Origin of the sequence: Bacillus mojavensis (assembly GCF_012648005.1) — a bacterium.
Classification (GTDB): Bacteria; Bacillota; Bacilli; order Bacillales; family Bacillaceae; genus Bacillus; species Bacillus mojavensis.
Genome location: NZ_CP051464.1, coordinates 2,325,586 through 2,350,250, shown reverse-complemented (window position 1 = coordinate 2,350,250; position 24,665 = coordinate 2,325,586). Strand labels below are relative to the sequence as shown.

Annotated in this window: 31 protein-coding genes and 1 riboswitch; of the genes, 24 read left to right on the top strand and 7 right to left on the bottom strand. The window is 44.0% G+C overall.

Features of this window, described 5'->3' with window-relative positions; translation table 11 throughout:
* Positions 1 to 32: 32 nt before the first annotated feature.
* The 4 genes from sinR to HC660_RS12230 form a co-directional block, all read right to left on the bottom strand.
* On the bottom strand, positions 33 to 368 hold the full coding sequence (gene sinR / locus HC660_RS12245) for a transcriptional regulator SinR (RefSeq protein WP_003226345.1): 336 nt from the start codon (positions 366 to 368) through the stop codon (positions 33 to 35).
* Between the two features lie 33 nt (positions 369 to 401).
* Positions 402 to 575, bottom strand: a complete 174-nt coding sequence (gene sinI / locus HC660_RS12240; protein WP_010334916.1) for an anti-repressor SinI — start codon at positions 573 to 575, stop codon at positions 402 to 404.
* Positions 576 to 754: 179 nt separating this feature from the next.
* A complete protein-coding gene (locus HC660_RS12235; protein WP_168748226.1) occupies positions 755 to 1,549 on the bottom strand; it encodes a YqhG family protein in 795 nt (264 codons plus the stop codon).
* Positions 1,550 to 1,569: 20 nt separating this feature from the next.
* Positions 1,570 to 3,243, bottom strand: a complete 1,674-nt coding sequence (locus tag HC660_RS12230; protein WP_168748225.1) for a DEAD/DEAH box helicase — start codon at positions 3,241 to 3,243, stop codon at positions 1,570 to 1,572.
* A 168-nt stretch (positions 3,244 to 3,411) separates the two neighbouring features.
* Positions 3,412 to 3,513, top strand: a riboswitch (glycine riboswitch).
* Positions 3,514 to 3,686: 173 nt separating this feature from the next.
* On the opposite strand from HC660_RS12230, the gene gcvT reads away from it, so the two are divergent.
* Genes gcvT through gcvPB form a run of 3 tightly spaced genes read left to right on the top strand, consistent with a single transcriptional unit; the run spans position 3,687 to position 7,623 of the window.
* Positions 3,687 to 4,775, top strand: coding sequence for a glycine cleavage system aminomethyltransferase GcvT (gene gcvT / locus HC660_RS12225; RefSeq protein ID WP_168748224.1), 1,089 nt, complete (start codon positions 3,687 to 3,689; stop codon positions 4,773 to 4,775).
* 27 nt (positions 4,776 to 4,802) lie between these two features.
* Positions 4,803 to 6,149 carry an aminomethyl-transferring glycine dehydrogenase subunit GcvPA gene (gene gcvPA, locus HC660_RS12220; RefSeq protein ID WP_168748223.1) on the top strand — a complete coding sequence of 449 codons (1,347 nt, stop codon included), beginning with the start codon at positions 4,803 to 4,805 and terminating at the stop codon, positions 6,147 to 6,149.
* Positions 6,142 to 7,623 (top strand): aminomethyl-transferring glycine dehydrogenase subunit GcvPB, encoded by a 1,482-nt coding sequence (gcvPB, locus tag HC660_RS12215; RefSeq protein WP_168748222.1) that lies wholly within the window; start codon positions 6,142 to 6,144, stop codon positions 7,621 to 7,623. The genes gcvPA and gcvPB overlap by 8 nt, the downstream gene beginning before the upstream one ends.
* A 32-nt stretch (positions 7,624 to 7,655) precedes the next feature.
* Here gcvPB and HC660_RS12210 read toward each other — a convergent pair whose 3' ends face one another.
* A complete protein-coding gene (locus HC660_RS12210; RefSeq protein WP_010334910.1) occupies positions 7,656 to 8,036 on the bottom strand; it encodes a rhodanese-like domain-containing protein in 381 nt (126 codons plus the stop codon).
* 188 nt (positions 8,037 to 8,224) lie between these two features.
* On the opposite strand from HC660_RS12210, the gene lipM reads away from it, so the two are divergent.
* The 3 genes from lipM to HC660_RS12195 all read left to right on the top strand — a co-directional run bounded on the left by lipM (position 8,225) and on the right by HC660_RS12195 (position 10,592).
* Entirely contained in the window at positions 8,225 to 9,061 is an 837-nt protein-coding gene (lipM, locus tag HC660_RS12205) for an octanoyltransferase LipM (protein ID WP_168748221.1), read from the top strand.
* 100 nt (positions 9,062 to 9,161) lie between these two features.
* The gene (gene mntR / locus HC660_RS12200) at positions 9,162 to 9,590 is read left to right on the top strand and encodes a transcriptional regulator MntR (RefSeq protein ID WP_010334908.1); all 429 of its coding nucleotides are present in this window, start codon (positions 9,162 to 9,164) and stop codon (positions 9,588 to 9,590) included.
* A gap of 126 nt (positions 9,591 to 9,716) precedes the next feature.
* Positions 9,717 to 10,592, top strand: a complete 876-nt coding sequence (locus tag HC660_RS12195; RefSeq protein WP_010334907.1) for a patatin-like phospholipase family protein — start codon at positions 9,717 to 9,719, stop codon at positions 10,590 to 10,592.
* Here HC660_RS12195 and HC660_RS12190 read toward each other — a convergent pair.
* Together HC660_RS12190 and HC660_RS12185 are read right to left on the bottom strand one after the other, a co-directional pair.
* The gene (locus HC660_RS12190; protein ID WP_010334906.1) at positions 10,589 to 10,984 is read right to left on the bottom strand and encodes an SA1362 family protein; all 396 of its coding nucleotides are present in this window, start codon (positions 10,982 to 10,984) and stop codon (positions 10,589 to 10,591) included. The two genes, HC660_RS12195 and HC660_RS12190, sit on opposite strands and share 4 nt — an antisense overlap.
* Positions 10,985 to 11,023: 39 nt before the next feature.
* Positions 11,024 to 11,977: a DUF1385 domain-containing protein gene (locus tag HC660_RS12185; RefSeq protein ID WP_168748220.1), complete on the bottom strand. Its 954-nt coding sequence runs from the start codon at positions 11,975 to 11,977 to the stop codon at positions 11,024 to 11,026.
* Between the two features lie 230 nt (positions 11,978 to 12,207).
* Between HC660_RS12185 and HC660_RS12180 the strand changes: the two genes are divergently transcribed.
* The 18 genes from HC660_RS12180 (at position 12,208) to folD (ending at position 24,604) form a co-directional block, all read left to right on the top strand.
* Complete coding sequence (locus HC660_RS12180; protein WP_168748219.1) at positions 12,208 to 12,741, top strand: YqhR family membrane protein; 534 nt, start codon at positions 12,208 to 12,210, stop codon at positions 12,739 to 12,741.
* Positions 12,742 to 12,828: 87 nt separating this feature from the next.
* Entirely contained in the window at positions 12,829 to 13,269 is a 441-nt protein-coding gene (aroQ, locus tag HC660_RS12175; protein ID WP_010334903.1) for a type II 3-dehydroquinate dehydratase, read from the top strand.
* 2 nt (positions 13,270 to 13,271) lie between these two features.
* Complete coding sequence (gene papA, locus HC660_RS12170) at positions 13,272 to 14,333, top strand: aminopeptidase PapA (protein ID WP_168748218.1); 1,062 nt, start codon at positions 13,272 to 13,274, stop codon at positions 14,331 to 14,333.
* A 24-nt stretch (positions 14,334 to 14,357) separates the two neighbouring features.
* Positions 14,358 to 14,915, top strand: coding sequence for an elongation factor P (efp, locus tag HC660_RS12165; RefSeq protein WP_024122022.1), 558 nt, complete (start codon positions 14,358 to 14,360; stop codon positions 14,913 to 14,915).
* A gap of 143 nt (positions 14,916 to 15,058) precedes the next feature.
* A complete protein-coding gene (locus HC660_RS12160) occupies positions 15,059 to 15,340 on the top strand; it encodes a YqhV family protein (protein WP_010334901.1) in 282 nt (93 codons plus the stop codon).
* Between the two features lie 75 nt (positions 15,341 to 15,415).
* On the top strand, positions 15,416 to 16,339 hold the full coding sequence (gene spoIIIAA / locus HC660_RS12155; RefSeq protein WP_010334900.1) for a stage III sporulation protein AA: 924 nt from the start codon (positions 15,416 to 15,418) through the stop codon (positions 16,337 to 16,339).
* Positions 16,333 to 16,848: a stage III sporulation protein SpoIIIAB gene (gene spoIIIAB / locus HC660_RS12150; RefSeq protein ID WP_024122020.1), complete on the top strand. Its 516-nt coding sequence runs from the start codon at positions 16,333 to 16,335 to the stop codon at positions 16,846 to 16,848. Before spoIIIAA ends, spoIIIAB begins: the two co-directional genes overlap by 7 nt.
* A 22-nt stretch (positions 16,849 to 16,870) precedes the next feature.
* A complete protein-coding gene (gene spoIIIAC / locus HC660_RS12145; RefSeq protein WP_003153142.1) occupies positions 16,871 to 17,077 on the top strand; it encodes a stage III sporulation protein AC in 207 nt (68 codons plus the stop codon).
* Between the two features lie 6 nt (positions 17,078 to 17,083).
* Positions 17,084 to 17,485: a stage III sporulation protein AD gene (gene spoIIIAD / locus HC660_RS12140; protein WP_010334898.1), complete on the top strand. Its 402-nt coding sequence runs from the start codon at positions 17,084 to 17,086 to the stop codon at positions 17,483 to 17,485.
* Positions 17,486 to 17,503: 18 nt separating this feature from the next.
* On the top strand, positions 17,504 to 18,703 hold the full coding sequence (spoIIIAE, locus tag HC660_RS12135) for a stage III sporulation protein AE (RefSeq protein WP_010334897.1): 1,200 nt from the start codon (positions 17,504 to 17,506) through the stop codon (positions 18,701 to 18,703).
* A 13-nt stretch (positions 18,704 to 18,716) separates the two neighbouring features.
* Complete coding sequence (gene spoIIIAF / locus HC660_RS12130; protein WP_010334896.1) at positions 18,717 to 19,337, top strand: stage III sporulation protein AF; 621 nt, start codon at positions 18,717 to 18,719, stop codon at positions 19,335 to 19,337.
* Positions 19,330 to 20,019 (top strand): stage III sporulation protein AG, encoded by a 690-nt coding sequence (gene spoIIIAG, locus HC660_RS12125; RefSeq protein WP_168748217.1) that lies wholly within the window; start codon positions 19,330 to 19,332, stop codon positions 20,017 to 20,019. Before spoIIIAF ends, spoIIIAG begins: the two co-directional genes overlap by 8 nt.
* The gene (gene spoIIIAH / locus HC660_RS12120) at positions 20,020 to 20,670 is read left to right on the top strand and encodes a stage III sporulation ratchet engulfment protein SpoIIIAH (RefSeq protein WP_010334894.1); all 651 of its coding nucleotides are present in this window, start codon (positions 20,020 to 20,022) and stop codon (positions 20,668 to 20,670) included.
* Positions 20,671 to 20,821: 151 nt separating this feature from the next.
* Entirely contained in the window at positions 20,822 to 21,289 is a 468-nt protein-coding gene (accB, locus tag HC660_RS12115) for an acetyl-CoA carboxylase biotin carboxyl carrier protein (protein ID WP_168748216.1), read from the top strand.
* Positions 21,290 to 21,300: 11 nt separating this feature from the next.
* Positions 21,301 to 22,653: an acetyl-CoA carboxylase biotin carboxylase subunit gene (accC, locus tag HC660_RS12110; RefSeq protein ID WP_010334892.1), complete on the top strand. Its 1,353-nt coding sequence runs from the start codon at positions 21,301 to 21,303 to the stop codon at positions 22,651 to 22,653.
* 20 nt (positions 22,654 to 22,673) lie between these two features.
* Complete coding sequence (yqhY, locus tag HC660_RS12105) at positions 22,674 to 23,081, top strand: fatty acid biosynthesis protein YqhY (RefSeq protein ID WP_010334891.1); 408 nt, start codon at positions 22,674 to 22,676, stop codon at positions 23,079 to 23,081.
* A 264-nt stretch (positions 23,082 to 23,345) separates the two neighbouring features.
* The gene (nusB, locus tag HC660_RS12100) at positions 23,346 to 23,741 is read left to right on the top strand and encodes a transcription antitermination factor NusB (protein ID WP_010334890.1); all 396 of its coding nucleotides are present in this window, start codon (positions 23,346 to 23,348) and stop codon (positions 23,739 to 23,741) included.
* An 11-nt stretch (positions 23,742 to 23,752) separates the two neighbouring features.
* Entirely contained in the window at positions 23,753 to 24,604 is an 852-nt protein-coding gene (gene folD, locus HC660_RS12095; protein WP_010334889.1) for a bifunctional methylenetetrahydrofolate dehydrogenase/methenyltetrahydrofolate cyclohydrolase FolD, read from the top strand.
* Positions 24,605 to 24,665 lie beyond the last annotated feature (61 nt).

Here is a 24,665-nt window from a genome sequence, read left to right as displayed (position 1 = left end):
ACAAAAGAGGAGTAAGTGCCTCTGCTCAGACACTACTCCTCTTTTTGAGATTTTCTCCATTTTTGATAATCTAAAAATTCACGAAATTGTTTTTTCGATACCCCAGATGTCATTGCATCGCGAACCAATTTCTCCCATTCACTATCTAATTGACCATCGTATTCGGTTTCATGTTTTTCATCGAGCAAAGTATGAACCGAGACGTCCAGAACAGCGGAGACTTTTTCGAGAAATTGAATGGAGGGGTTCGTTTGTAGATTTCGTTCTATTGAGCTTAAATAAGACTTCGCTACCCCAGCTTTTTCTGCTAGTTCTGATAGTGAGTAGCCTTTTTCTTTACGGTATTGTTTAATACGCTGGCCAATCAATGTCATCACCTTCCTTGTGATATTATAGCACATTCAGAAAGGATTTACGGTATGACTTCTGGCTGCCGGACCAGGATAAGCAGACTTTTTGTTTAAAAGTAAATATTTGCGTATTTCCTCAGGGCTGATATTTGCTTCTCTGGCTTCCATCATTAATTCAACCCATTCTTGATCCAATTCGAAGTGCTCTTGTTTTGCATTTTTCATGCAGTTTCTCCTCCTAAAATACTTGTTTATGTATTTCAGCCAGTCCGGCCATGATGTACGCCTTCTGTGATCTCTGGAAGTCATTTGCCAATTGTATAGCCAGAATTTTTTTCCAATATACCTTTATTATAATAGCATTTTCCCAAAAAAAACGAGAACGATGTCGAATATGAAAAAAGTTAGCTCGAAATATTATTTTGCAGAAAAAATAATCCGCCATTCTCGATCTGAACTGATATCTTTGGTTGATACAAGGCTTTTAACGCCTGTTTTTCAAGGTGGTACTCTTCTGGTTTTTCTTCTGTATGCTCATAAAACTGATCAAGCAATTTCATATCGTTTTGCCACCTGTTTACCGCCTGCTCTGCCCAGTCTGACGGTTCTTGCATAGCGGCCTGGGTAATATAGCTCTCCATCCGCTTAAGACCGCTTTCAGGTTTAATCATAGGCGATATGGTGAAACAATAGTCACATATTTGTGATGTCAATGAAAGCTGTATGAGCTTGCTTTGAAAATCTTCAATCATGGTTCCAGAGACAAGGTGAAGACCTAGTGACAATAGCTTATCCTTTTTCATGTCGGACTGGTATGAAATCATGACATTTATACCAAGCCAAGGCTGAAGCGGAATTTTCGCTCCGGCTGATTCAATTTTCTCATACATTCTGGTAAATCTCCCATTTTGTTTAACAGCTTTAAATATTTGAAATAGACGTGGCGCCCCGAAATAAATAAATTCGCCCTCTAGGTCTTTTGGAGCAGTCTCTTTATCTGTAATGAACGTTATTTTCATCGGATTAGGGTCACCCCCGGTCTTCTCGCGCCAGTGCCAGTAAAAAGGCCGATTCATGATCTGTTTGTCCATTTCAACGGTAAGCTGCACCGTCATGTATCCGGGGCCTTGGTCGATGATCGGACAGCTGTTTGCCTGGAAAAAACGAAGCAGAAATTGATGAACCTCTTGCTGTCTCACTTGTAAAACCTCCTTTTCGGCTAAGATCCTCTTTTTTCAGCGGGCTGCTGTTTTTTATATGACAAAAATGAGGTTAAGTTGTCCATTTTAATTTTCATTTCTTCTTCGGTTGCCGAATGGTACAAAATATCATGCAGGTGCTCTTCAAAATTGTTGACTTGAATTTTTGTTAAAATGTCATCAAGCTCGCCGACCACTTTTTCAAATAAATGAATTTTTTCATATAAAAGCTTTAAAATATGCTCTTCCACTGTATGTTTGGTAGCCATGTTATAAATATGAACATCACGCTCCTGCCCGAGCCTGTGGATTCTTCCGATTCTTTGTTCAAGCCGCATCGGATTCCATGGCAGGTCATAGTTAATCATGTGATTGCAAAACTGCAGGTTGATCCCTTCGCCACCTGCTTCAGTTGCAATCAGCACTTGAATCTTCCCGCGGAAAAGATCCTTCATCCAGTCTTTTTTTCCGCGTTTAAATCCGCCTCTGAACGGCACAGAGCTGATGCCGTGTTGCTGAAGAAACCACTGCAGATAAATTTGAGTGGCACGGTATTCTGTGAAAATAATGACTTTATCGTCTATCTTTTTAATCAGATCAACGACTTGATTGGCTTTAGAATTTTGCGTCACTTGATTGATGCGGTCCATTAATATAGAAATGGTGTGTTCATCAATGGCTGGTGCCTGTTTTTCTTTTTGGTCGAGCATTTTTTTCAGTGTCATGTACACAGCTTCCCTGCTTGAACAGCATTCTCTTTGGAGTGTCATAATGGAGAACATGCTGGCCGGTTTGTGAATGCTTTCTTTCAGACGGGAAATTTCATCGTAAAGCGCCTGCTCTGATGGAGAAAATTCAATCGGCACTGTTTCGACGCGGCGCTGCTTCCAATTCAGCCCGGTGTCATGCCGCCTGTTGCGAATCATGACTTTATTCACTAGATCTTTTAAATGATCATGCGCTTCTAAGCTGGATTTCTTTTTAGAAAACATTTCTTGAAAGTGATTCTGATTGCCTAAATGACCAGGCTTTAATAAGGAAACCAAATTGAAAATTTCTTCAACACGGTTTTGGATTGGCGTCGCGGTCAGCAGGAGGCAGTATTTTTTTACAAGATTCCGGACAAATTCATAGTTCTTGGTTTTACTATTTTTCAGCTTGTGGGCCTCATCAATAATGACGAGATCATATGGGATTGACAGCACAATTTCCCGGTGGGGCGAGCGCTTTGCAGTATCGATGGAGGACACGACGATATCGCACTGCTCCCACACATAGCTTTTCTTTTGCTCAACAGCCGGGATCAAAAATTTTTCCTGAAGCTCATTTACCCACTGCGAAACAAGAGAAGCTGGCACAAGGATCAGAATTTTTTTGGCTAACCCGCGAATCATATATTCTTTTAGAATCAGTCCAGCCTCAACAGTTTTGCCGAGCCCCACTTCATCTGCTAAAATCGCTTTTCCGTTCATTTTTTCAACGACCTTCTGCGCAACCTCAAGCTGATGGGGAAGCGGCGTAAAGGAAGGGAGATATAATGGGGCCCGCAAGCCTTCAAATTCAGGAATTGCCAATGTTTCCTGAATTTCTGATGAAAGCTTGTATAGTTCCCAGTTTGACCACGGACCGTCGTTATTCAGTCTATCGGCAAATTCTTCAGGCCATTTTGTATCATATGTTATTTCTGCATTCATTGCTGTGAAACCGCCTTTCATATTCTTCAATTTTTAAAATGTACAATATAAGAAAAATCCGCCCAAATTGCTGTTGCCCCGCATATAGTGATGATGGTAGGATATGAGTATGTATTTGATGTAAGATATTGCTATAGTATGTCCATAACAGCATGAAAATATGAGCGAATGACAGCAAGGGGAGAGACCTGACCGAGAAAATCGGGATACAGGCGCCGAAGGAGCAAGCTGCGGAGTGAATCTCTCAGGCAAAAGAACTCTTGCTCGACGCAACTCTGGAGAGTGTTTGTGTGAAATGCGCAAGCCACCAAAGGGGACGTCTTTGCTATTGCAAAGTAAACTTTCAGGTGCCAGGACAGAGAACCTTCATTTAATATGAGGTGTTTCTCTGTCCTTTTTTGTATGTGTTTTTAGCTGCGCCGTTGAAAAAGGGGAGGAATTTGATGCTGAAAAGAACGCCGTTATTTGAATTGTATAAGGAATATGGAGGGAAGACGATTGATTTTGGAGGCTGGGAGCTTCCCGTTCAATTTTCTTCTATCAAAAAAGAGCACGAGGCTGTCCGAACAGCAGCCGGGCTGTTTGATGTTTCTCATATGGGTGAAGTCGAAATCAAGGGGAATGACAGTCTGTCTTTTTTACAAAAGCTGATGACAAATGATGTATCCGCGTTAAAAACCGGCCGTGCGCAATATACCGCGATGTGCTACCCGGATGGCGGCACCGTTGATGATTTACTCATCTATCAAAAATCTGAAAACCGCTATTTGCTTGTCATAAATGCTTCTAATATAGAAAAAGATCTTGCTTGGCTCAAAGAACACGCAGCAGGAGATGTCCAGATTGACAATTTGTCAGATCAGATCGCGCTTCTGGCCGTGCAGGGTCCGAAAGCAGAAACAATCTTAAAACATATGACAGCTGCAGATGTGTCTGCTTTAAAACCATTTGCATTTATTGATGAAGCTGATATCAGCGGCTGCAAAGCACTGATTTCGCGCACCGGCTATACGGGTGAAGACGGGTTTGAAATTTACTGCCGCGCTGATGACGCCGTCCGAATTTGGAAACAAATCATTGAAGCAGGTGAAGAACACGGGCTTGTGCCATGCGGTCTAGGTGCACGTGATACACTCAGATTTGAAGCGAAGCTCCCGCTCTATGGCCAGGAGCTGACTCGGAACATCACGCCGGTTGAAGCAGGTATAGGCTTTGCCGTAAAACACAAAAAAGAGTCTGATTTTTTTGGTAAGTCTGTATTGAGTGAACAGAAAGAAAATGGAGCGAAACGAAAGCTCGTGGGTCTTGAAATGATTGAAAAAGGAATACCGAGACACGGATATGAAGTGTTTCAAAGCGGCAAGTCCGTCGGAAAGGTAACCACAGGCACCCAGTCACCGACATTGGGGAAAAACGTCGGCCTTGCCTTGGTGGATGCTGAAGCGAGTGAGATCGGAACTGTTGTAGAAGTGGAGATTCGCAAAAAATTAGTAAAAGCAAAGGTAGTTAAAACACCTTTTTATAAACGCTAAAATTTTTCTTTGGAGAGGGGTCAACACATGAAGCACCGCTATTTGCCCGCTACAGAAAAGGATAAACAGGAAATGCTTGATGCCATCGGCGCAAACACGATCGATGATTTATTCGCTGATATACCGGAGAACGTCAGATTTAAAAAAGAGTATCAAATCAAAAAGGCAAAATCAGAAACGGAATTAACAAAAGAACTGACAAAGCTGGCGTCTAAAAACCGTGATACCGTTCAATACGCATCTTTCTTAGGCGCCGGTGTATATGATCATTATCAGCCAATTATTGTGGATCATGTCATTTCAAGGTCTGAGTTTTATACAGCATATACGCCATATCAGCCGGAAATTTCTCAAGGGGAGCTTCAGGCAATTTTCGAGTTTCAAACGATGATTTGTGAATTAACAGGAATGGATATCAGCAACTCTTCTATGTATGATGGCGGAACAGCCTTGGCGGAAGCTGCGATGCTTGCCTCCGGACATACGAAAAAGAAAAAAATCGTGGTGTCCACAACCGTGCACCCTGAATCGAGAGAAGTGCTGAAAACCTATGCAAAAGGACAATATATTGAAGTTGTTGAAGTCCCTGCTGCCAATGGAGTGACTGATCTTGATGCTTTACGTGAAACTGTTTGTGACGATACGGCAGCAGTCATTGTGCAGTACCCAAACTTTTTTGGGCGGGTTGAGCCGTTGAAGGATATTGAGCCGATCGCTCATCAGGGGAAATCCATGTTTATTGTCTCAGCCAATCCGCTTGCATTGGGACTTCTGACCCCGCCGGGCGCTTTTCAGGCTGATATTGTGGTTGGCGACGCACAGCCATTTGGGATTCCTTCAGCATACGGCGGACCCCATTGTGGATTTTTTGCCGTCACGAAAAAATTAATGAGAAAGGTGCCGGGCCGCCTCGTCGGACAAACGGAGGATGAAAACGGAAAAAGAGGTTTTGTGCTTACCTTGCAAGCCAGAGAGCAGCATATTCGCAGGGATAAGGCGACCTCAAACATCTGCTCGAACCAGGCATTAAACGCACTGGCCGCTTCCGTCGCCATGACGGCTCTCGGGAAAAACGGCGTAAAAGAAATCGCCCGCCAAAATCTCTTCAAAGCCAATTATGCTAAGCAAGAAGCGAAAAAAGCGGGGCTCACCGTAATGTTTGATGGGCCGATGTTTAACGAATTCGTCATCAAACTTGATGAACCTGTGAAATCGGTAAACCAAAGATTGCTGACAAATGGGATCATCGGTGGCTACGATTTGGGTCTGACGTATCCGGAGCTTGACCGCCATATGCTTATTGCCGTAACAGAGCTGAGAACAAAAGAAGAAATTGACGCACTCATTCAGGAATTGGGGGATCGCCATGAATAATCAGGATCAGGCACTTATTTTTGAGCTTTCAAGAGAAGGCCGTGTCGGCTACAGTCTGCCGGAGCTTGACGTACCGGAAATGAAAGTGGAGGACCTCTTGTCAGACAGCTATATCCGTGATGAGGACGCAGAGCTGCCGGAGGTTTCTGAGCTGGATATTATGCGGCATTACACAGCGTTGTCCAGACGGAACCACGGGGTTGATTCGGGCTTTTATCCGCTCGGTTCCTGTACAATGAAATACAATCCGAAATTGAATGAAAAAATCGCTCGGATTCCCGGTTTTGCCGCGATTCATCCTCTTCAGGACGAAGACACAGTGCAAGGCGCTTTGGAGCTTTTATATGACTTAAGCAAGCACCTCGAAGAAATTACCGGAATGGATGAGGTCACGCTTCAGCCCGCAGCGGGTGCGCATGGTGAATGGACGGGACTGATGATGATCCGCGCTTATCATGAGGCGCGCGGAGATATGAAACGGACAAAGGTCATTGTCCCCGATTCAGCTCATGGGACAAATCCTGCTTCTGCAACAGTTGCCGGTTTTGAAACGGTTACGGTGAAATCGAATGAAAACGGACTTGTTGATTTAGAGGATTTAAAAAGAGCGGTGAATGAAGAAACCGCAGCTCTTATGCTGACGAATCCGAATACACTCGGATTATTTGAGGAGCAGATCACTGAGATGGCGGAGATCGTTCACCAAGCCGGAGGAAAGCTGTATTATGACGGTGCTAATTTAAATGCCGTGTTGAGTAAAGCGAGACCCGGTGATATGGGATTTGATGTGGTGCATCTTAATTTGCATAAAACCTTCACAGGGCCTCACGGCGGAGGCGGTCCGGGTTCAGGTCCGGTTGGCGTAAAAGAAGATCTGATTCCTTACCTGCCAAAACCCGTTTTAATCAAAAAAGAAGGCCGGTTTACTTTTGATTATGACCGCCCTCATGCGATCGGCCGTGTTAAGCCTTACTACGGCAACTTCGGCATCAATGTCAGAGCGTATACGTATATCCGTTCTATGGGCCCAGACGGGTTAAAAGCCGTTACTGAAAACGCGGTGTTGAACGCCAACTATATGATGAGAAAGCTTGCCCCTTATTACGATCTGCCGTTTGACCGCCATTGTAAGCACGAATTTGTTTTGTCAGGGAAACGCCAGAAAAAGCTTGGTGTGCGCACGCTGGATATTGCAAAACGGCTGCTCGATTTTGGGTATCATCCGCCTACGATTTATTTCCCGCTTAATGTTGAGGAATGCATCATGATTGAGCCGACAGAGACAGAATCCAAGGAAACGCTGGATGCGTTTATTGATGCTATGATCCAAATTGCGAAAGAAGCAGAGGAAACTCCGGAGCTCGTACAGGAGGCACCGCATACAACAATCGTCAAAAGAATGGATGAAACGAAAGCAGCCAGGCAGCCTGTACTCAGATATGAGAAAAACGTAAGCAGTGAACTTGTAAATTAAAAAACAGCTGTCTGATATCAGACAGCTGTTTTTTAATTTTTAGCTTTAATTTTTCCGCCCCATTTTTTAAAGCCGCCCTTAAGATTATAAATCTCAGTGCAGCCGTTTTTGCGCAGGGTTTGTGCCGCGCGTCCGCTGCGGACACTGTTCTGGCAGTACAGATAGACAGGCTTGTCCGGACGGATTTCATTTTTTCTCTGTTTCAGCTGAGAAAGCGGGATGTTACGGGCGCCTAAAATATGTCCGCCATCAAATTCATTCGGTTCACGAACGTCGATAAGCTGCGCTTTGCGGTAACCTGCGCGGAATTCTTCTTCCGTAAGTGTTTTCATAATTCGCTGCTGATAGACATATGAAGCAATCATATAGACGATAAACGCAGCAAAAATAATTAAAACGATCATATTAGACAATGTGATTCTACTCCTTTAACGTATAAAATCAAAACCCTGCTTCTTTAAACAAGGCATAGAGACGTTTTCGACAAATACTATTATAGTAAAGCACGGCGCGATTGTCATCCATAATGGAATTAAAATATTTTCATTTTCCCGGCAGTTTGTTAAACTGATTCTATTAAAACGGTAAGGAAGGTCTCAAAATGGAAAAAGAAACTTGGCGGTTTATAGACTCAGGAAATGCAAGCCCGGCTTTCAATATGGCGCTTGATGAAGCGCTTTTATATTGGCACAGTGAGAAGAAAATTCCTCCGGTCATCCGTTTTTACGGCTGGAATCCGGCGACACTTTCTGTGGGATATTTTCAAAATATTAAAAAGGAAATCAATTTTGAAGCAGTACATAAGTATAATCTTGGATTTGTCAGACGCCCGACCGGAGGAAGAGGGGTGCTCCACGATCAGGAATTGACATACAGTGTAATCGTTTCTGAGGATCATCCGGAAATGCCGGCGACTGTAACCGAGGCATATCGGGTTATTTCGGAAGGCATACTTCAAGGCTTTAGAAATCTTGGTCTTGACGCTTATTTTGCCATTCCGAGAACCGAAAAAGAAAAAGAAAGCTTAAAGAACCCGCGGTCATCCGTTTGTTTTGATGCGCCGTCCTGGTATGAGCTCGTTGTCGAGGGACGTAAGGTGGCGGGAAGCGCGCAAACGAGACAAAAAGGCGTCATCCTTCAGCACGGATCCATTTTGCTTGATTTGGATGAGGATAAGCTGTTCGATCTATTTTTGTATCCGAGTGAAAGAGTCAGAGAGCGGATGCAGCGCAATTTTAAAAATAAAGCGGTTGCGATTAATGAACTCACCGATCACCCGGTGACGATGGACGATGCACGCAAGGCTTTTAAATCCGGATTTGAAAAAGGTTTGAATATTCACTTGGAGCCATACGAACTATCTCAGGAAGAACTTGATTTTGTTCAGAACTTGGCAGAAACAAAATATGCTTCTGATGAATGGAATTATAAGCGGTAAAAAGGGCTTTTGGGCCTGCAGAGCATCCTTGTTTTTTCAAGTTCATTAGTGTAAACTTGTAATGATTTATAAAGTTAAGGTGCTTTTTGGGAGGGTTTCGATGACGACACCAAGTATGGAAGATTACATTGAACAGATTTATATGCTGATTGAAGAAAAAGGATATGCAAGGGTTTCTGATATCGCGGAAGCATTGGCAGTCCATCCCTCCTCTGTAACAAAAATGGTTCAAAAACTAGATAAAGACGAATATTTAATTTATGAAAAATATCGCGGTCTCGTGCTAACGTCTAAAGGAAAGAAAATAGGCAAACGGCTAGTATACAGACATGAATTGCTTGAGCAGTTTTTAAGAATCATTGGTGTTGATGAAGAGAAAATATATAACGATGTTGAAGGAATTGAGCATCATTTAAGCTGGAACAGCATTGATCGCATCGGTGATCTTGTTCAATATTTTGAAGAAGACGATGCGCGTAAAAAAGAGCTAAAATCAATTCAAAAGAAAACAGAACATCATAATCAGTAAAAAGGCGGGTCTCAAAGGAGGCCGCCTTTTTTTGATGAAATGCGCCCTGCTTCATTCATTGGTCTATTTCTTCGTGTTTTTTCTTAAAATGATAGTAAACCATCGGATGGAGGGGGAGGGTATGGGATGTATATTGACGGAGTGTTTTCTGGCGGAGGGGTAAAAGGCGTGGCGCTTGCCGGCGCGTATGAAGCGCTTGAAGAAAAAGGCTTCCGCTTTGCACGGCTTGCCGGCACAAGCGCCGGCGCCGTTATTGCCGCTTTTATTGCATCAGGTTATTCAAGTAAGGAAATTCACGCTTTGATTGAAGAAGCGGACGGAGAGAGCCTGCTGGACCAGCGATACTCATTTCTCCCCTTAAAAATGCTTCAATGGGTGTCCATTTATTGGCGTCTGGGCTTGTTTAAAGGAGACATGTTAGAAAAGTGGATTGCTGACCTTTTAAGAGTGAAAGGCGTGCGGGTTTTTGGCGATTTGAAAAAAGGCTCTTTGCGTCTCATCGCTTCGGATCTGACTAACGGCACAATGATCGTGCTGCCCGACGACTTGGTCCGCTACGGGTTAAATCCGGATATGTTTCCGGTTGCCAGAGCGGTAAGAATGAGCTGCAGCATTCCCTATTTTTTTGAACCAATAAAATTAAAAACAGATACAGGAATCGCCACAGTTGTGGATGGGGGCGTTTTAAGCAATTTTCCCATATGGCTGTTTTCCAAAGAAAGAAAACGACCTGTCATCGGGGTGACGCTAGCGCCGAATGAAAGGGAACGGCCGAAAAAAAATATCCGAAACGCTTTTGAACTGTTTGGCGCTCTGTTTGAAACGATGAAGGATGCGCATGACGCAAGGCATATCGCGTCACGCTATGAGCAAAATATCATTTTTCTTCCCGTTGACAACGTGATGGCGACCGAATTTCATTTAACACAACAAAAAAAACTAGCCCTGATTGAGCTAGGTAAAAGTCGGACAGAGCAGTTTTTAAAGCAGTGGACCTATTAAAAAAGCGCTCTGTTTTTCTTTTTATTTTTTTTCCCTTCTATGACAGTCAGCTGCGTCTGGCTTTTTTTCTTGAGAATCATCGGCTTAGGCTTGCTGGCGCTTGGAACGCTTCGCAGGTGGCTCACCCGTCCCTTATGCCCGGCGCGGTGCTTTGCTTTTTGTTCTTTCAGCCGGCGCCGCGATTGTTTGGCCGCTTTTTTAAAAGCCGCTCCTTCACTGCCAGTATTTCGATTCATTACATATTTCACAATAAAATAAATAATGATACCTGCCAGGATGACGGTTATCGCCATTTTGGCCATTTCTCCGGGATTGGTTACCAGCACATAGAGAAAACCGAACGCTCCCAGCGCAATTAATACAGCAATAATAGGTTGTACACGATGATTCATAACTGTCCACCTCCGAAAGTAATAGCAGGGCAACGGATATTAGATGACGTTGTGAGAAGGCTGCTTTTTTTGTTCAGATCTTTCTTCGAGTCTGAGAAGCTCGTTAAAGCTTTCGATTGCAACTTCAACTTGGTCATCCTTAGGTTCTTTAGTCGTTAACAGTTGAAGCCAGAGGCCCGGGTATCCGAGACATTTCAAACCGGGAATATCACGCACTTTATTTGTCAGCTGCAGAACTTCAAAGGAAATCCCAAGGACAACCGGTATGAGCGCGACGCGATCTATAACACGCAACCAAAGCGGATCTGTCGGAACAAGCAAGTATACAAACATACCGACAATAATGGTAAATAAAATAAAGCTGGACCCGCAGCGGTAATGAAGCCGTGATTGATTTTGAACGTTCTCTACAGTAATTGGCAAATTCTGTTCATAACAGTTTATGACCTTATGTTCGGCTCCATGATATTGAAACACTCTTTTAATCAGCGGTGTCATGGATAAAAAATAAATATAACCGAGCAGCAAAATCAATTTGAACAGACTTTCAACTGCGATTTGCGCTGTGTCCGATGGAAAAACCGGTCTTGTCAGTTCAGCTAAGAAAACAGGAACCAATGTAAATACGAATTTACTGAACAAAAAGGATAAGACGCCGATCACTGCGAGGCTGAGATACATTGACAGTCCCGAGGATTTTTTTTCTTCCTTAAGCGTCTCGTCCTCAGACGGATCAAGTCCGTAGCGTTCACTCGAAAAATTCAAATGCTTTGTGCCGTTAGCGCTCGCTTCAATAATAGCTGCGATCCCTCTTATAAATGGTATTTTTTTTACCATGTTCAGCTTCGGATTGTGTTTCCGGGGAAGCTTGAAGAAATCAATGCTTCCGTCTGTTCTTCTGATGGCCGTAACGTAATGGTGTTTTCCGCCAAACATAACGCCTTCCACAACCGCCTGCCCGCCGTAAGCGGGCGGGATTTTATGTTTTGACATATTCATCAACCTGCCTATTTCTTTAGGATTGCTAACCATTTCCTTTCACTCTATTGTACAGGAAACAGCGCTAAACCTCTAGATTGACAGGCTCAAAATTTGCCAGCGCCTAGCTTTTTCTACATGCAGTATACCCGTTATTTTCAAATTTTACTCGCTTCTGTCAAAATGTGTGAGCTTTTTTATTGACATTTCATTTTTTGGGCACACTTTAACAAGGAGGTGCCGTAATGACAAGTGAAAAAAATACAGATCAAAACGAACAAACAATAGAGGATCAGGGACCGCCTGTGCCAATGGGCGGCAGGGTAGCGGCGACGGGTTTTTGCGGAGGCGTATTATGGAGTTTCGTCGGTTATATCGCCTACTTATTTCATTTTTCGGAAATCAGCCCTAATATGATATTGCAGCCGTTCGTGCTCGGAGAGTGGAAAAAACATGGTTTAGGAACGATTATCAGCATCATTGTGATTGGCATCATTTCGATTGGCGGGGCGTTTCTTTATTATCTTCTCTTGAAACGCTTGAAAACGATGTGGCCTGGTATTTTATACGGCTTGCTGCTTTGGCTGCTCGTGTTTTTTGTGTTTAACCCGATTTTCCAGGATGTGCGTGCCGTAACTGAATTGAAATCAGATACGATTATTACAACGATTTGCATCTATCTGCTTTACGGGCTGTTTGTCGGCTATTCCATTTCATTTGAATACAATGAGCTGAACTCGGAAAAGCTGGCACGTGCGCTGGGAACACAGAGAGAATAGTGTATTATCCTTTTCTGTTATGATAAAATGTTCACGAGAAGTGAACATTTTTTACATGAGAAACCCTAGCGAAAAGGAGAGAGCCGTGTGCCTCATTTTTTGATTTTGAACGGCCCGAATGTCAATCGGCTGGGGAAGCGTGAGCCGGATGTATTTGGGCGTCACACCCTGACAGATATTGAAACAGATCTTTTTCAATTTGCTGAAGCCTTACATATTCAGCTTACTTTCTTCCAGTCTAATCATGAAGGCGATTTGATAGACGCCATACACGAGGCTGAGGAACAATATGACGGAATTGTTTTGAACCCGGGCGCGCTGAGCCATTACAGCTATGCAATCAGGGATGCTGTTTCAAGCATCAGTCTTCCTGTGGTAGAGGTGCATTTATCAAACTTATACGCCAGAGAAGAATTCAGGCATCAGTCAGTGATCGCTCCTGTTGCGAAAGGGCAGATTGTCGGCCTTGGATCTGAAGGCTACAAGCTTGCTGTTCGCTATTTATTAAGCCAGCAAGGGGGAGAATAAAGATGAAACTTGAGAAATTAAGAAACTTGTTCGAACAGCTGGGGATAGACGGAATGCTGATTACAAGCAGCATCAATTTACGCTATATGACCGGTTTTACAGGGTCAGCGGGCTTAGCTGTCATATCCGGGGACAGGGCTGCGTTTATTACGGATTTCCGTTATACGGAGCAGGCGAAGGTTCAGGTAAAGGGCTTTGAAATCATCGAGCACGGCGGCAGCCTGATTCAAACAACTGCCGACACAATTGAAAAATTCGGCATCAAACGCCTCGGTTTTGAACAAAACAGTATGACCTACGGTACATACGCGTCATATAACGCGGTTATCAGTGAGGCTGAATTAGTGCCTGTGGCTGAATCCGTGGAAAAGTTGCGCTTGATTAAGTCTAATGAAGAGATTAAGATATTAGAGGAAGCTGCGAAGATTGCAGATGATGCTTTCAGCCATATCTTGACGTTTATGAAACCCGGCATTTCTGAAATAGCTGTTGCCAATGAATTGGAATTTTATATGAGAAGCCAAGGAGCGGACAGCTCTTCTTTTGATATGATTGTCGCCTCAGGCCTTCGGTCAAGCCTTCCCCATGGGGTGGCGAGTGACAAACTGATTGAAAGTGGGGATCTTGTTACGCTGGATTTTGGCGCTTACTATAAAGGATATTGTTCTGACATTACCCGTACGGTCGCTGTAGGCCAGCCAAGTGATCAATTGAGAGAAATTTATCAGGTCGTATTTGATGCTCAGGCACGTGGCGTCGAACATATTAAGCCGGGCATGACAGGCAAAGAGGCTGATGCCCTGACAAGGGATCATATCGCTGCAAAAGGCTACGGTGAGTACTTCGGCCATTCAACCGGGCATGGGCTCGGCATGGAAGTTCATGAGTCGCCGGGGCTGTCCGTCAGATCTTCAGCTATCCTTGAACCGGGCATGGTGGTTACAGTGGAGCCGGGCATTTACATACCAGAAACAGGCGGTGTCCGAATTGAAGATGACATCGTGATTACAGAAAACGGCAACCGGACAATTACCCATTCCCCAAAAGAACTCATTATTTTGTGATTGGAATATAGGAGGACATTAAACATGATTTCAGTAAACGATTTCCGTACAGGATTAACAATTGAAGTGGATGGCGGCATTTGGCGCGTTGTTGACTTCCAGCACGTAAAACCGGGTAAAGGCGCGGCATTTGTTCGTTCTAAACTTCGCAACCTGCGTACCGGCGCGATTCAGGAAAAAACATTCCGTGCTGGTGAAAAAGTGGCAAAAGCGCAAATCGAAACAAAAACAATGCAATACTTATATGCGAACGGAGACCAGCACGTGTTCATGGATACAAGTTCTTATGAACAGCTTGAACTGAGTGAAACTCAAATTGAAGAGGAATTAAAATATCTGCTTGAAAATATGTCTGTACACATCATGATGTACCAAGATGAAACACTCGGTATCGAACTACCGAACACGGTTGAGCTGAAAGTGGTAGAGACTGAACCTGGCATTAAAGGTGATACGGCATCAGGCGGTACAAAACCTGCGAAAACCGAAACTGGTCTTGTTGTAAACGTGCCGTTCTTTGTCAATGAAGGCGACACACTTGTAGTCAACACATCAGATGGTTCTTACGTTTCAAGAGCGTAAGGAGAAAAAAGAGGCCTGTTCCCAATTGGGAGCAGGCTTTTTTTGTACGCAAAAACAGAATCTTTCTTTTATACGAAAATGGCAAGACTACTTCCGCAAGCTAGAGCATATCATATAAAAAAATGGGAGGTTGGGAGAGTGCTATGAAATTTTTTCTTGGAAATATCAATTCTACTGTTTTGACGATGGCCGGATTGCGAGTTTTATCCTCCATGATTGAGCTGACGGCCGCGATTGTGATGCTTGTGACAAATGATGTCCGCAAAGCGGTTGTGGTCAACAGCATACTTGCTATTGTCGGTCCGCTGATTTTTATCATTACCATGACTGTGGGAATCTACCAAATTGCCGGGCAGCTGTCATACGCAAAGCTGATCTTGATTTTTACGGGTGTCGTTTTGATTTTAGCGGGTGTCCATAAATAAAGAGAGGCTTGTCATAAAGTCTGCCTCACATCATACATTTTAAAGAAGCCGATCGGTAGAAAGGAGGAGACTCTGTTGAATGAAATTGCTGACGTTCTCCCTGAATCCATGAAAAACGCCCTTTCTGAAATACCGGAACATCAATGGCTGGAAATCGAAGAAATCAGAATTCGGGTTAACCGCCCTGTTGAACTGATACGAAAAGGACAACCTCTTTTTTTGTCCTATGCGGGAACGGCCGAGGATGCCCATCTGATCCTCAGCCGGCTGAGCAATTATAGTATGTATACGCTCGAAGAAGAGCTGAAGAAAGGGTATGTCACCATTAGGGGCGGTCACAGAGTCGGACTTGCAGGCAGAGTCATTACAGAAAACGGAGGAGTGAAGGGTCTCCGTGACATTGCGTCTTTTAATATACGAATTGCCCGGCAAAAGCTCGGAATTGCAGAGCCGCTGCTTACTTATCTGCATCAAAACGGCTGGTTGAATACATTGATTATCGGTCCGCCGCAAACCGGTAAAACAACCCTGCTTCGGGATCTTGCCAGACTTGCGAGCAGCGGCAAGAACCGCATTGCGCCCGTAAAGACTGGCATCGTCGATGAACGCTCAGAAATTGCCGGGTGCCTGCGCGGCATTCCGCAGCATCAATTCGGACAGAGAATTGACGTATTAGATGCCTGTCCGAAGGCAGAGGGGCTGATGATGATGATCCGGTCCATGAGTCCCGAGGTGATAATTGTCGATGAAATCGGAAGAGCGGAGGATACAGACGCACTTCTCGAGGCGCTGCATGCCGGTGTCTCGGTCATCGTATCCGCGCATGGCTGGAGTATTTCTGATCTAATGAAGCGGCCTTCATTAAAGCGTCTGTGGGAAGAAAAAGCCTTTGACCGCTATTTGGAATTATCCAGAACGAAGGGGCCGGGCACGATAAGCCGTATTTATGACAAAGACGGAAACGTGCTTTCGGGAACGAGGGACGTGAAGACATGCTGAAGCTGTTAGGCGCTGTATTCATAGTAGCTGCGACAACATGGACAGGTTTCGAGACGGCGAAAATTTATACAGAACGGCCGAGGCAAATCCGTCAGCTGCGTGCGGCGCTACAATCCCTTGAGGCAGAAATCATGTACGGCCATACACCGCTTCATACTGCTTCGCAGCAGATCGCAAAACAGCTTGCGCAGCCAGTTTCGGCCCTATTTCTCAGTTTTAGCGAACAGCTGGAAAAAGGCAGTGATTCCGCTAAAACGGCATGGGAGCAAAGCTTAAAGAAAGTGTGGGACAACATGTCACTGAAAAAAGCTGAATATGATGTGCTGAAACAATTCGGCGAGACGCTTGGGATTCACGATCGAATCTCACAGCAAAAACATATCAAGCTGGCACTTACACACTTAGAGGCCTCGGAAGCGGATGCTGAGCAGGCACAAGCGAAAAATGAAAAGATGATAAAAAGTTTAGGCTTTTTAGCGGGCTTGTTACTCATTCTTCTATTGATGTAAACATGAGGGGAGCAAAAATAAAATGGGAGTAGACGTGAATGTCATTTTTCAAATCGCCGGAGTGGGAATCGTGGTCGCGTTTTTACACACGATTTTGGATCAGATGGGAAAAAAAGAGTACGCCCAGTGGGTGACGCTGTTAGGTTTTATCTATATTTTATTTATGGTCGCCACCATTGTGGATGACCTCTTTAAAAAGATAAAAGCTGTGTTTTTATTTCAAGGATAGGGGGGCTTGCAGATTGACATTGTTCAAATTGTAGGTTTAGGGCTAATCGCCACCTTCCTTTCTTTGATCGTGAAAGAACAAAAGCCGACATTTGCCTTTTTAATTATCGTATTTGCCGGATGTGTTATTTTTCTTTATCTGGTAGATCAAATCTACGACATTATCAGAATGATTGAAAAAATAGCCGTCAACGCCAATGTCAACATGGTATATGTTGAAACGATTTTAAAGATTATCGGAATCGCCTATATTGCTGAATTCGGGGCGCAGCTCACCAAGGATGCCGGTCAAGGAGCCATTGCCTCGAAAATAGAATTGGCGGGAAAAATTCTGATTCTCGTTATGGCTGTTCCTATTTTAACCGTGATTATTGAAACGATTCTCGGACTTATACCTTCCATGTCATAACCGAAAGGAGGCGGCAGATTGAAGCGTTTTCAATGGGCGTTGGTTCTTGCGGTGCTGCTCGTATTAGGATGCGCAGAAACTGTACAAGCTGCAGACGATTCGGTCCAAACAGAAGAACATACCGAAACGCCGAAGCAATTGGCTGAAAAAACGGCAGAGTCGCTTGAAACAGACAAGATCGGTGAATTTTGGAATGACATAATGACGGAGTACGGCGGCCTGCTGCCGGAAAGTCAAAAAGGAAGTTTGCTTGAGTTTATAAACGGCGATAAATCCTTTTCACCGCAAGAATGGCTGAAGGCTCTCTTTTCTTATTTGTTTCATGAAGTGCTTGCCAATGGAAAGCTTCTCGGCACGTTGATTTTGCTGACGATTTTCTGCGTCATTCTTCAACTGCTGCAAAATGCATTTCAGCAAAGCACAGTCAGCAAGGTTGCCTACGCAATTGTCTATATGGTGCTGATTATCCTCGCGCTGAACAGCTTTCATGTAGCGATCAATTATGCGACAGAGGCGATTCAGACGATGACCAGTTTTATTTTGGCTCTCATTCCTCTCCTGCTGGCGCTTTTGGCTTCCTCTGGAGGAGCTGTATCTGCGGCCTTCTTTCATCCTGTTATACTCTTTCTTATGAATACGAGCGGTCTGCTGATTCAAAACATCGTCATGCCGCTGATTTTCTTATCAGCGATTCTGAGCATTGTCAGTACAATGACAGAACAGTACAAAGTAACTCAGTTGGCCAACCTTCTCAGGAATATCGCCATCGGAGCGCTGGCAGTCTTTCTCACTGTGTTTCTCGGCGTCATTTCTGTGCAGGGGGCCTCGGCGGCAGTGACAGACGGCATTACGCTCAGGACGGCTAAGTTTATTACCGGCAACTTCATCCCTGTTCTTGGAAGAATGTTTACTGACGCAACGGATACAGTGATCAGCGCTTCCTTATTGCTGAAAAATACGGTAGGAATTCTAGGTGTCGCCATTTTGATTTGTATTGCGGCTTTCCCGGCAATCAAAGTGCTTTCTCTCGCTTTTATTTACAAGCTGGCAGCCGCGATTCTTCAGCCGCTCGGCGGCGGTCCGGTCATTACCTGTCTCGATGTCATCAGCAAAAGCGTCATTTATATTTTTGCGGCTCTCGCCATTGTGTCTCTCATGTTTTTTTTAAGCCTTACCGTCATTATTACAGCCGGAAACCTCACGATGATGATGAAGTAAAGGAGGCTGACGGATGAGTTTTCTAACTGAATGGCTTACCAGCATCGTCTTATTTATCCTATTTGCAATCGTCATTGATATGCTGCTGCCGAGCTCCAGCATGCAAAAGTACGCAAAAATGGTCATCAGCCTGCTGCTGATCGTCGTCATGCTTACTCCAATTTTTAAGCTTTTCAAAACAGACCCCGAAGTCATCTTTGAATACCTCACAAAAAACGGGCAATCGGAATCTGCCGAAATAAAAAATCAGATCAATTCAAAAAAAATAGAAATACAAGCTTCCCAGCGCGCATATATTTTAGAAGAAATGGCTGTCCAACTAAAAAAGAAAGCGGAGGAGATGTTCAGTCATGACGAATATAAAGTAGACCAAATCAAGATCACGGCAGGAGAAAAAGTAGATTCAGAAGAGGATATCAAAACAATCAGCGTGTATATGGCCCCGTCTTCTGAAAAAACGGTCCAAACGGTCGCGCCGGTCGACATTAATACGGATCATGCATACGTCACAAAAGATACAGCGGAACAAAAAGAAGCTAAACAGATTCAGGGAAAGCTTGCAGACATCTGGGAAATCGGCAGTGAGAAAATTACGGTTCATATGGAAGGCGGGGAGAGGATCGGCAATGAATAAAAACGGATTATGGAACGTATTGAAAAAGCAGTTTCTTCCGGGGCAATCGAAGGGCGGCGAAAAACCGAAGCTGACCAAATATCATTACTTTCTGTTCGTTTTTGTTCTCGGCGTCTCCTTTATGCTTGTCAGCCAGCTCTTTTCTTCACCGGAGAAAACGGAAAACGCCCAGACCATAACAGCACCGGCATCAGCTGATTCGGCGGACAGCAAAGAGAAAACAGCTGAAGTGTTTAAGGCCTCAAAATCTGATGATCCTAAAAACTCTATTGGCGATTATGAAAAAGAATATGAAAACCAGCTGAAGGAAATTCTTGAAACCATTATCAGCGTGGAGGATGTCTCGGTTGTGGTTAATGTGGACGCAACGTCACTGAAGGTGTATGAAAAAAACAAATCAAGCAAAAATACAACAACTGAAGAAACAGACAAAGAAGGCGGAACTAGAAGCGTGACGGATCAAACATCAGAGGAAGAAATCGTTATGATCAGGAATGGGGATAAAGAAACACCTGTTGTTGTTCAAACGAAAAAACCGGATATACGCGGTGTACTCGTTGTTGCTCAAGGAGTGGACAACGTTCAAATAAAACAAACCATTATTGAAGCGGTGACACGGGTCCTGGATGTTCCAAGCCACCGGGTTGCGGTTGCCCCTAAAAAAATAAAGGAGGATTCATAAATGCTCAAAAAACAAACTGTTTGGCTGTTAACAATGCTCAGTCTTGTTGTGGTGTTAAGTGTTTATTATATCATGTCGCCTGAAAGTAAAAACGCGGTGCAGATGCAAAGTGAAAAAAGCCCGTCAGACAGCGGTGAAGTAGCAACTGAAAAAACACCTGCCAAGGAAGACACAAAGGAAAAAAACGGTACTGAAACAGAAAAAGAAGACGGAACAAAGGGTACGAAAGATTCTTCTTCAGACAAAGAAACTTCCGCTGAAGCGAGTGAAAAAGGAACGGTTGTGACCGAAACCGCCGACGATGATCTTTTCACAACATACCGCCTTGATTTGGAAGATGCCAGAAGCAAAGAACGGGAAGAACTGAATGCGATCGTATCCAGCGACGATGCAACAGCAAAGGAAAAGAGCGAAGCATATGATAAAATGACAGCCCTCAGTGAAGCGGAAGGAACAGAAAAACAGCTTGAAACACTGATTAAAACACAAGGCTATGAAGATGCCCTCGTAAATGCGGAAGGAGACAAAATCAACATCACGGTCAAATCTGACAAACACTCTAAATCTAAAGCTACAGCGATCATAGACCTTGTTGCCAAAGAAATTAAAACGATGAAAGACGTTGCGGTCACATTTGAGCCTTCCAAATAGTTAATGAACAACCGCCCGCCGAAACGCGGGCTTTTTGCATGCCAGTCATATTAGAGTTGAATTCAAAAGTCCGCTCCTGTAAGATAAACATAGTATGTACTTTTAGTAGTAACCTATAAAAAAGAAATTTCATACATAGGAGTGCGATTGAATGTTAAATATTAAAGAAATCCACGAACTGATTAAAACAATTGACGAATCTTCAATTGATGAATTCGTATATGAAAATGAAGGTGTTTCCCTAAAACTGAAAAAACACGAAGCGGGCACTGTTCAAGTGATGCAGCAAGCGCCGGCAGCACCTGTACAAGCAGCAGCACCGCAAGCGCAGCAAGCAGCGCCGGCACCTGCACAAGAGGCGCCGAAACAAGATGAAAACCTGCACCAAATCAAATCACCGATGGTGGGAACATTTTATGCTTCTTCATCACCGGAAGCCGGCCCTTATGTAACAGCAGGCTCTATAGTAAATGAAAACACTGTTGTCTGCATTGTAGAAGCAATGAAGCTATTTAACGAAATCGAAGCGGAAGTAAAAGGCGAAATCGTTGAAGTGTTAGTTGAAAACGGCCAGCTGGTTGAGTATGGACAACCTCTATTTCTTGTAAAAGCAGAGTAAGGAGACTTAACATGATAAAAAAGCTATTGATCGCCAACAGAGGAGAAATTGCTGTCAGAATCATCAGAGCCTGCAAAGAGCTCGGTATTGAGACTGTCGCCGTTTATTCAGAAGCTGATAAAGATGCCCTGCATGTACAAATGGCTGATGAGGCTTTTTGTATCGGACCGAAAGCATCAAAAGACAGCTATCTAAACGTTACAAATATCGTAAGTGTCGCCAAGCTGACCGGTACAGACGCTATTCACCCGGGCTACGGATTTCTAGCTGAAAACGCCGACTTCGCGGAATTATGTGAAGAAGTGAATGTCACGTTTGTCGGCCCTAGCGCTGAGGCCATTTCAAAAATGGGAACAAAAGACGTTGCGCGGGAGACGATGAAACAGGCGGGCGTGCCGATTGTTCCAGGTTCACAAGGGATTATAGAAAATGTGGAAGAAGCGGTTTCGCTAGCTAATGAAATTGGGTATCCTGTAATTATAAAAGCCACCGCAGGCGGAGGCGGAAAAGGAATCAGGGTTGCGCGCACCGAAGAGGAACTGATTAACGGCATTAAGATTACTCAGCAGGAAGCTGCAACTGCATTTGGAAATCCTGGTGTTTACATCGAAAAATACATAGAGGATTTTCGTCATGTTGAGATCCAAGTGCTTGCCGATAATTATGGAAATACCATTCATTTGGGCGAACGTGACTGCTCGATTCAAAGACGCCTTCAAAAGCTTTTGGAAGAATCACCATCTCCTGCGCTTGATTCAGAAATCAGAGAGCAGATGGGTGAAGCGGCGGTTAAGGCTGCAAAAGCAGTTGGCTACACAGGCGCGGGAACAGTTGAATTTATTTATGACTACAGAGAACAGCGCTACTACTTCATGGAAATGAACACAAGAATTCAAGTAGAGCACCCAGTTACAGAAATGGTGACAGGAACAGACCTGATTAAGGAACAAATCAGAGTTGCATCAGGAATGGAACTCAGCCTCAAGCAAGAAGATGTTGTATTTGAAGGCTGGGCCATCGAATGCCGAATTAATGCGGAAAACCCAAGCAAAAACTTCATGCCGTCACCTGGTGAAATTAAAATGTATCTGCCGCCGGGCGGTTTAGGTGTCCGTGTAGATTCAGCCGCGTATCCGGGCTATACCATCCCTCCGTACTACGATAGCATGATTGCGAAAGTAATCACATACGGAAAAACGAGAGATGAAGCGGTTGCCCGCATGAAGCGCGCACTAAGCGAATTCGTCATCGAAGGCATAGAAACAACAATCCCGTTCCACATCAAACTGCTTGAACACGAAACATTTGTTAGTGGAGAGTTTAATACGAAATTTTTAGAAACATATGATGTAATGGGCTCATAATTTTTACGGAGGTGAATTGAATGAAAGACAACAGCTTGCTTAAGATGGATCATGAAGACACGCATTTAGGTAAGGTTGAGATCGCGCCGGAAGTCATTGAGGTGATTGCCGGTATTGCGGCTTCTGAAGTTGACGGCGTTGCTGAAATGCGCGGAAACTTTGCGACAGGCGTCGTCGAGCGCTTCGGCAAAGTAAACCATGGCAAAGGTGTAAAAGTCGACTTGGCGGATGACGGAATTACGATCGATGTCTACTGTGTTGTCGCATTCGGCGTTTCTATTCCGAAAGTCGCAGCGGCCGTTCAGGAAAACATTCGTCAAACCTTATTAAATATGACGTCTCTTTCAATTAACGAGATCAATATTCACATCGTCGGCATTCAATTTGACACAAAAGCCCAGGAAGTCGAAATCGACGAAGAAATGTAAAATGGCTTAACAGGAAACCAAGGGGAGGGCGGCCCTTTGGTTTTTTTACACGTTACCCTTTATTTCAAAGCATGAAGAAAGCCGGCTCAAGTCAGCCGAGTTTCTTCATGATCGTGAAATCCGAATGATCATATGAAGGTTTGTGAAAATATTCGGTAATAGGGTCAAAAACCTTGATTTCAATATGCGGATACGAAAAAAATATGTTATGATCTCTTTATGGCTTAACGACAAGCAGATAAAGAGGATCAAAGGAGAAAGAAAATGAAAAGAAGAACAGCAAGAGAAAAAGCTTTGCAGGCACTATTTCAAATTGATGTCAGCGATATTGCAGTGAATGAAGCCATTGAGCACGCATTAGATGAAGAAAAGACAGATCCTTTCTTTGAACAGCTTGTACACGGGGTATTGGAACACCAGATTCAGCTGGATGAAATGATTTCGAAACATCTGGTGAATTGGAAGCTTGATCGGATTGCCAATGTTGACCGTGCGATTTTGCGTCTGGCAGCATACGAAATGGCATATGCCGAAGACATTCCGGTAAATGTCTCCATGAACGAAGCGATTGAGCTGGCGAAACGGTTTGGTGATGACAAAGCGACAAAATTTGTAAACGGGGTTCTTTCTAACATTAAATCTGATATTGAACAATCATAGGAGGAAAGAAAATGACTGCAACAATCATCGACGGAAAAGAAACGGCAAAAGAAAAACGCGAACAATTGGCAAAAGAGGTAGAAGAGCTTAAAAAGCAAGGCGTCACTCCCGGCCTGGCGGTTATTCTGATTGGAGATGACCCAGCTTCTCATTCTTACGTGCGGGGAAAGAAAAAAGCGGCAGAAACAATGGGCATGAATTTTAAGCTTGATCAATTCGACAGCAGCCTCACAGAAGCTGAGCTGCTTTCGATTATTGACAAATACAATGAAGACCCTGAGTTTCACGGAATTCTCGTTCAGCTTCCGCTTCCAGACCATATTTCTGAAAAAGCGGTGATTGAACGTATTTCTCCTGATAAGGATGTAGACGGTTTTCATCCGTTAAATGTAGGGAAAATGCTATTAGGTGAAGATACATTTCTTCCTTGCACGCCGCACGGAATTGTTGAGCTTTTGAAGAAAACCAATATTGACCTTTCCGGTAAAGAGGTTGTTGTAGTCGGCCGAAGCAATATTGTCGGTAAACCTGTCGGCCAGCTTTTATTAAATGAAAACGCGACAGTGACATACTGTCATTCAAGAACAAAAGATATATCTGAACATACGAAAAAAGCGGACATCCTGGTGGTGGCGGTCGGTAAAGCCAACTTTATCACTGCTGACCAGATAAAAGAAGGCGCCATCGTAATTGACGTCGGCGTTAACCGTTTGGAAAGCGGAAAGCTTTGCGGAGACGTAGAGTTTGAAGGAGCGAAGGAAAAAGCATCCTTTATTACACCTGTTCCAGGCGGAGTCGGTCCTATGACCATCACGATGCTTGCGCATAATACTGTTAAATCTGCGAAACGTACGTTATTATAGATCTTTGGAGATATTCAGAGATGGAACAAAGCACTGCCTCTGGATAATGAGCACGATACCC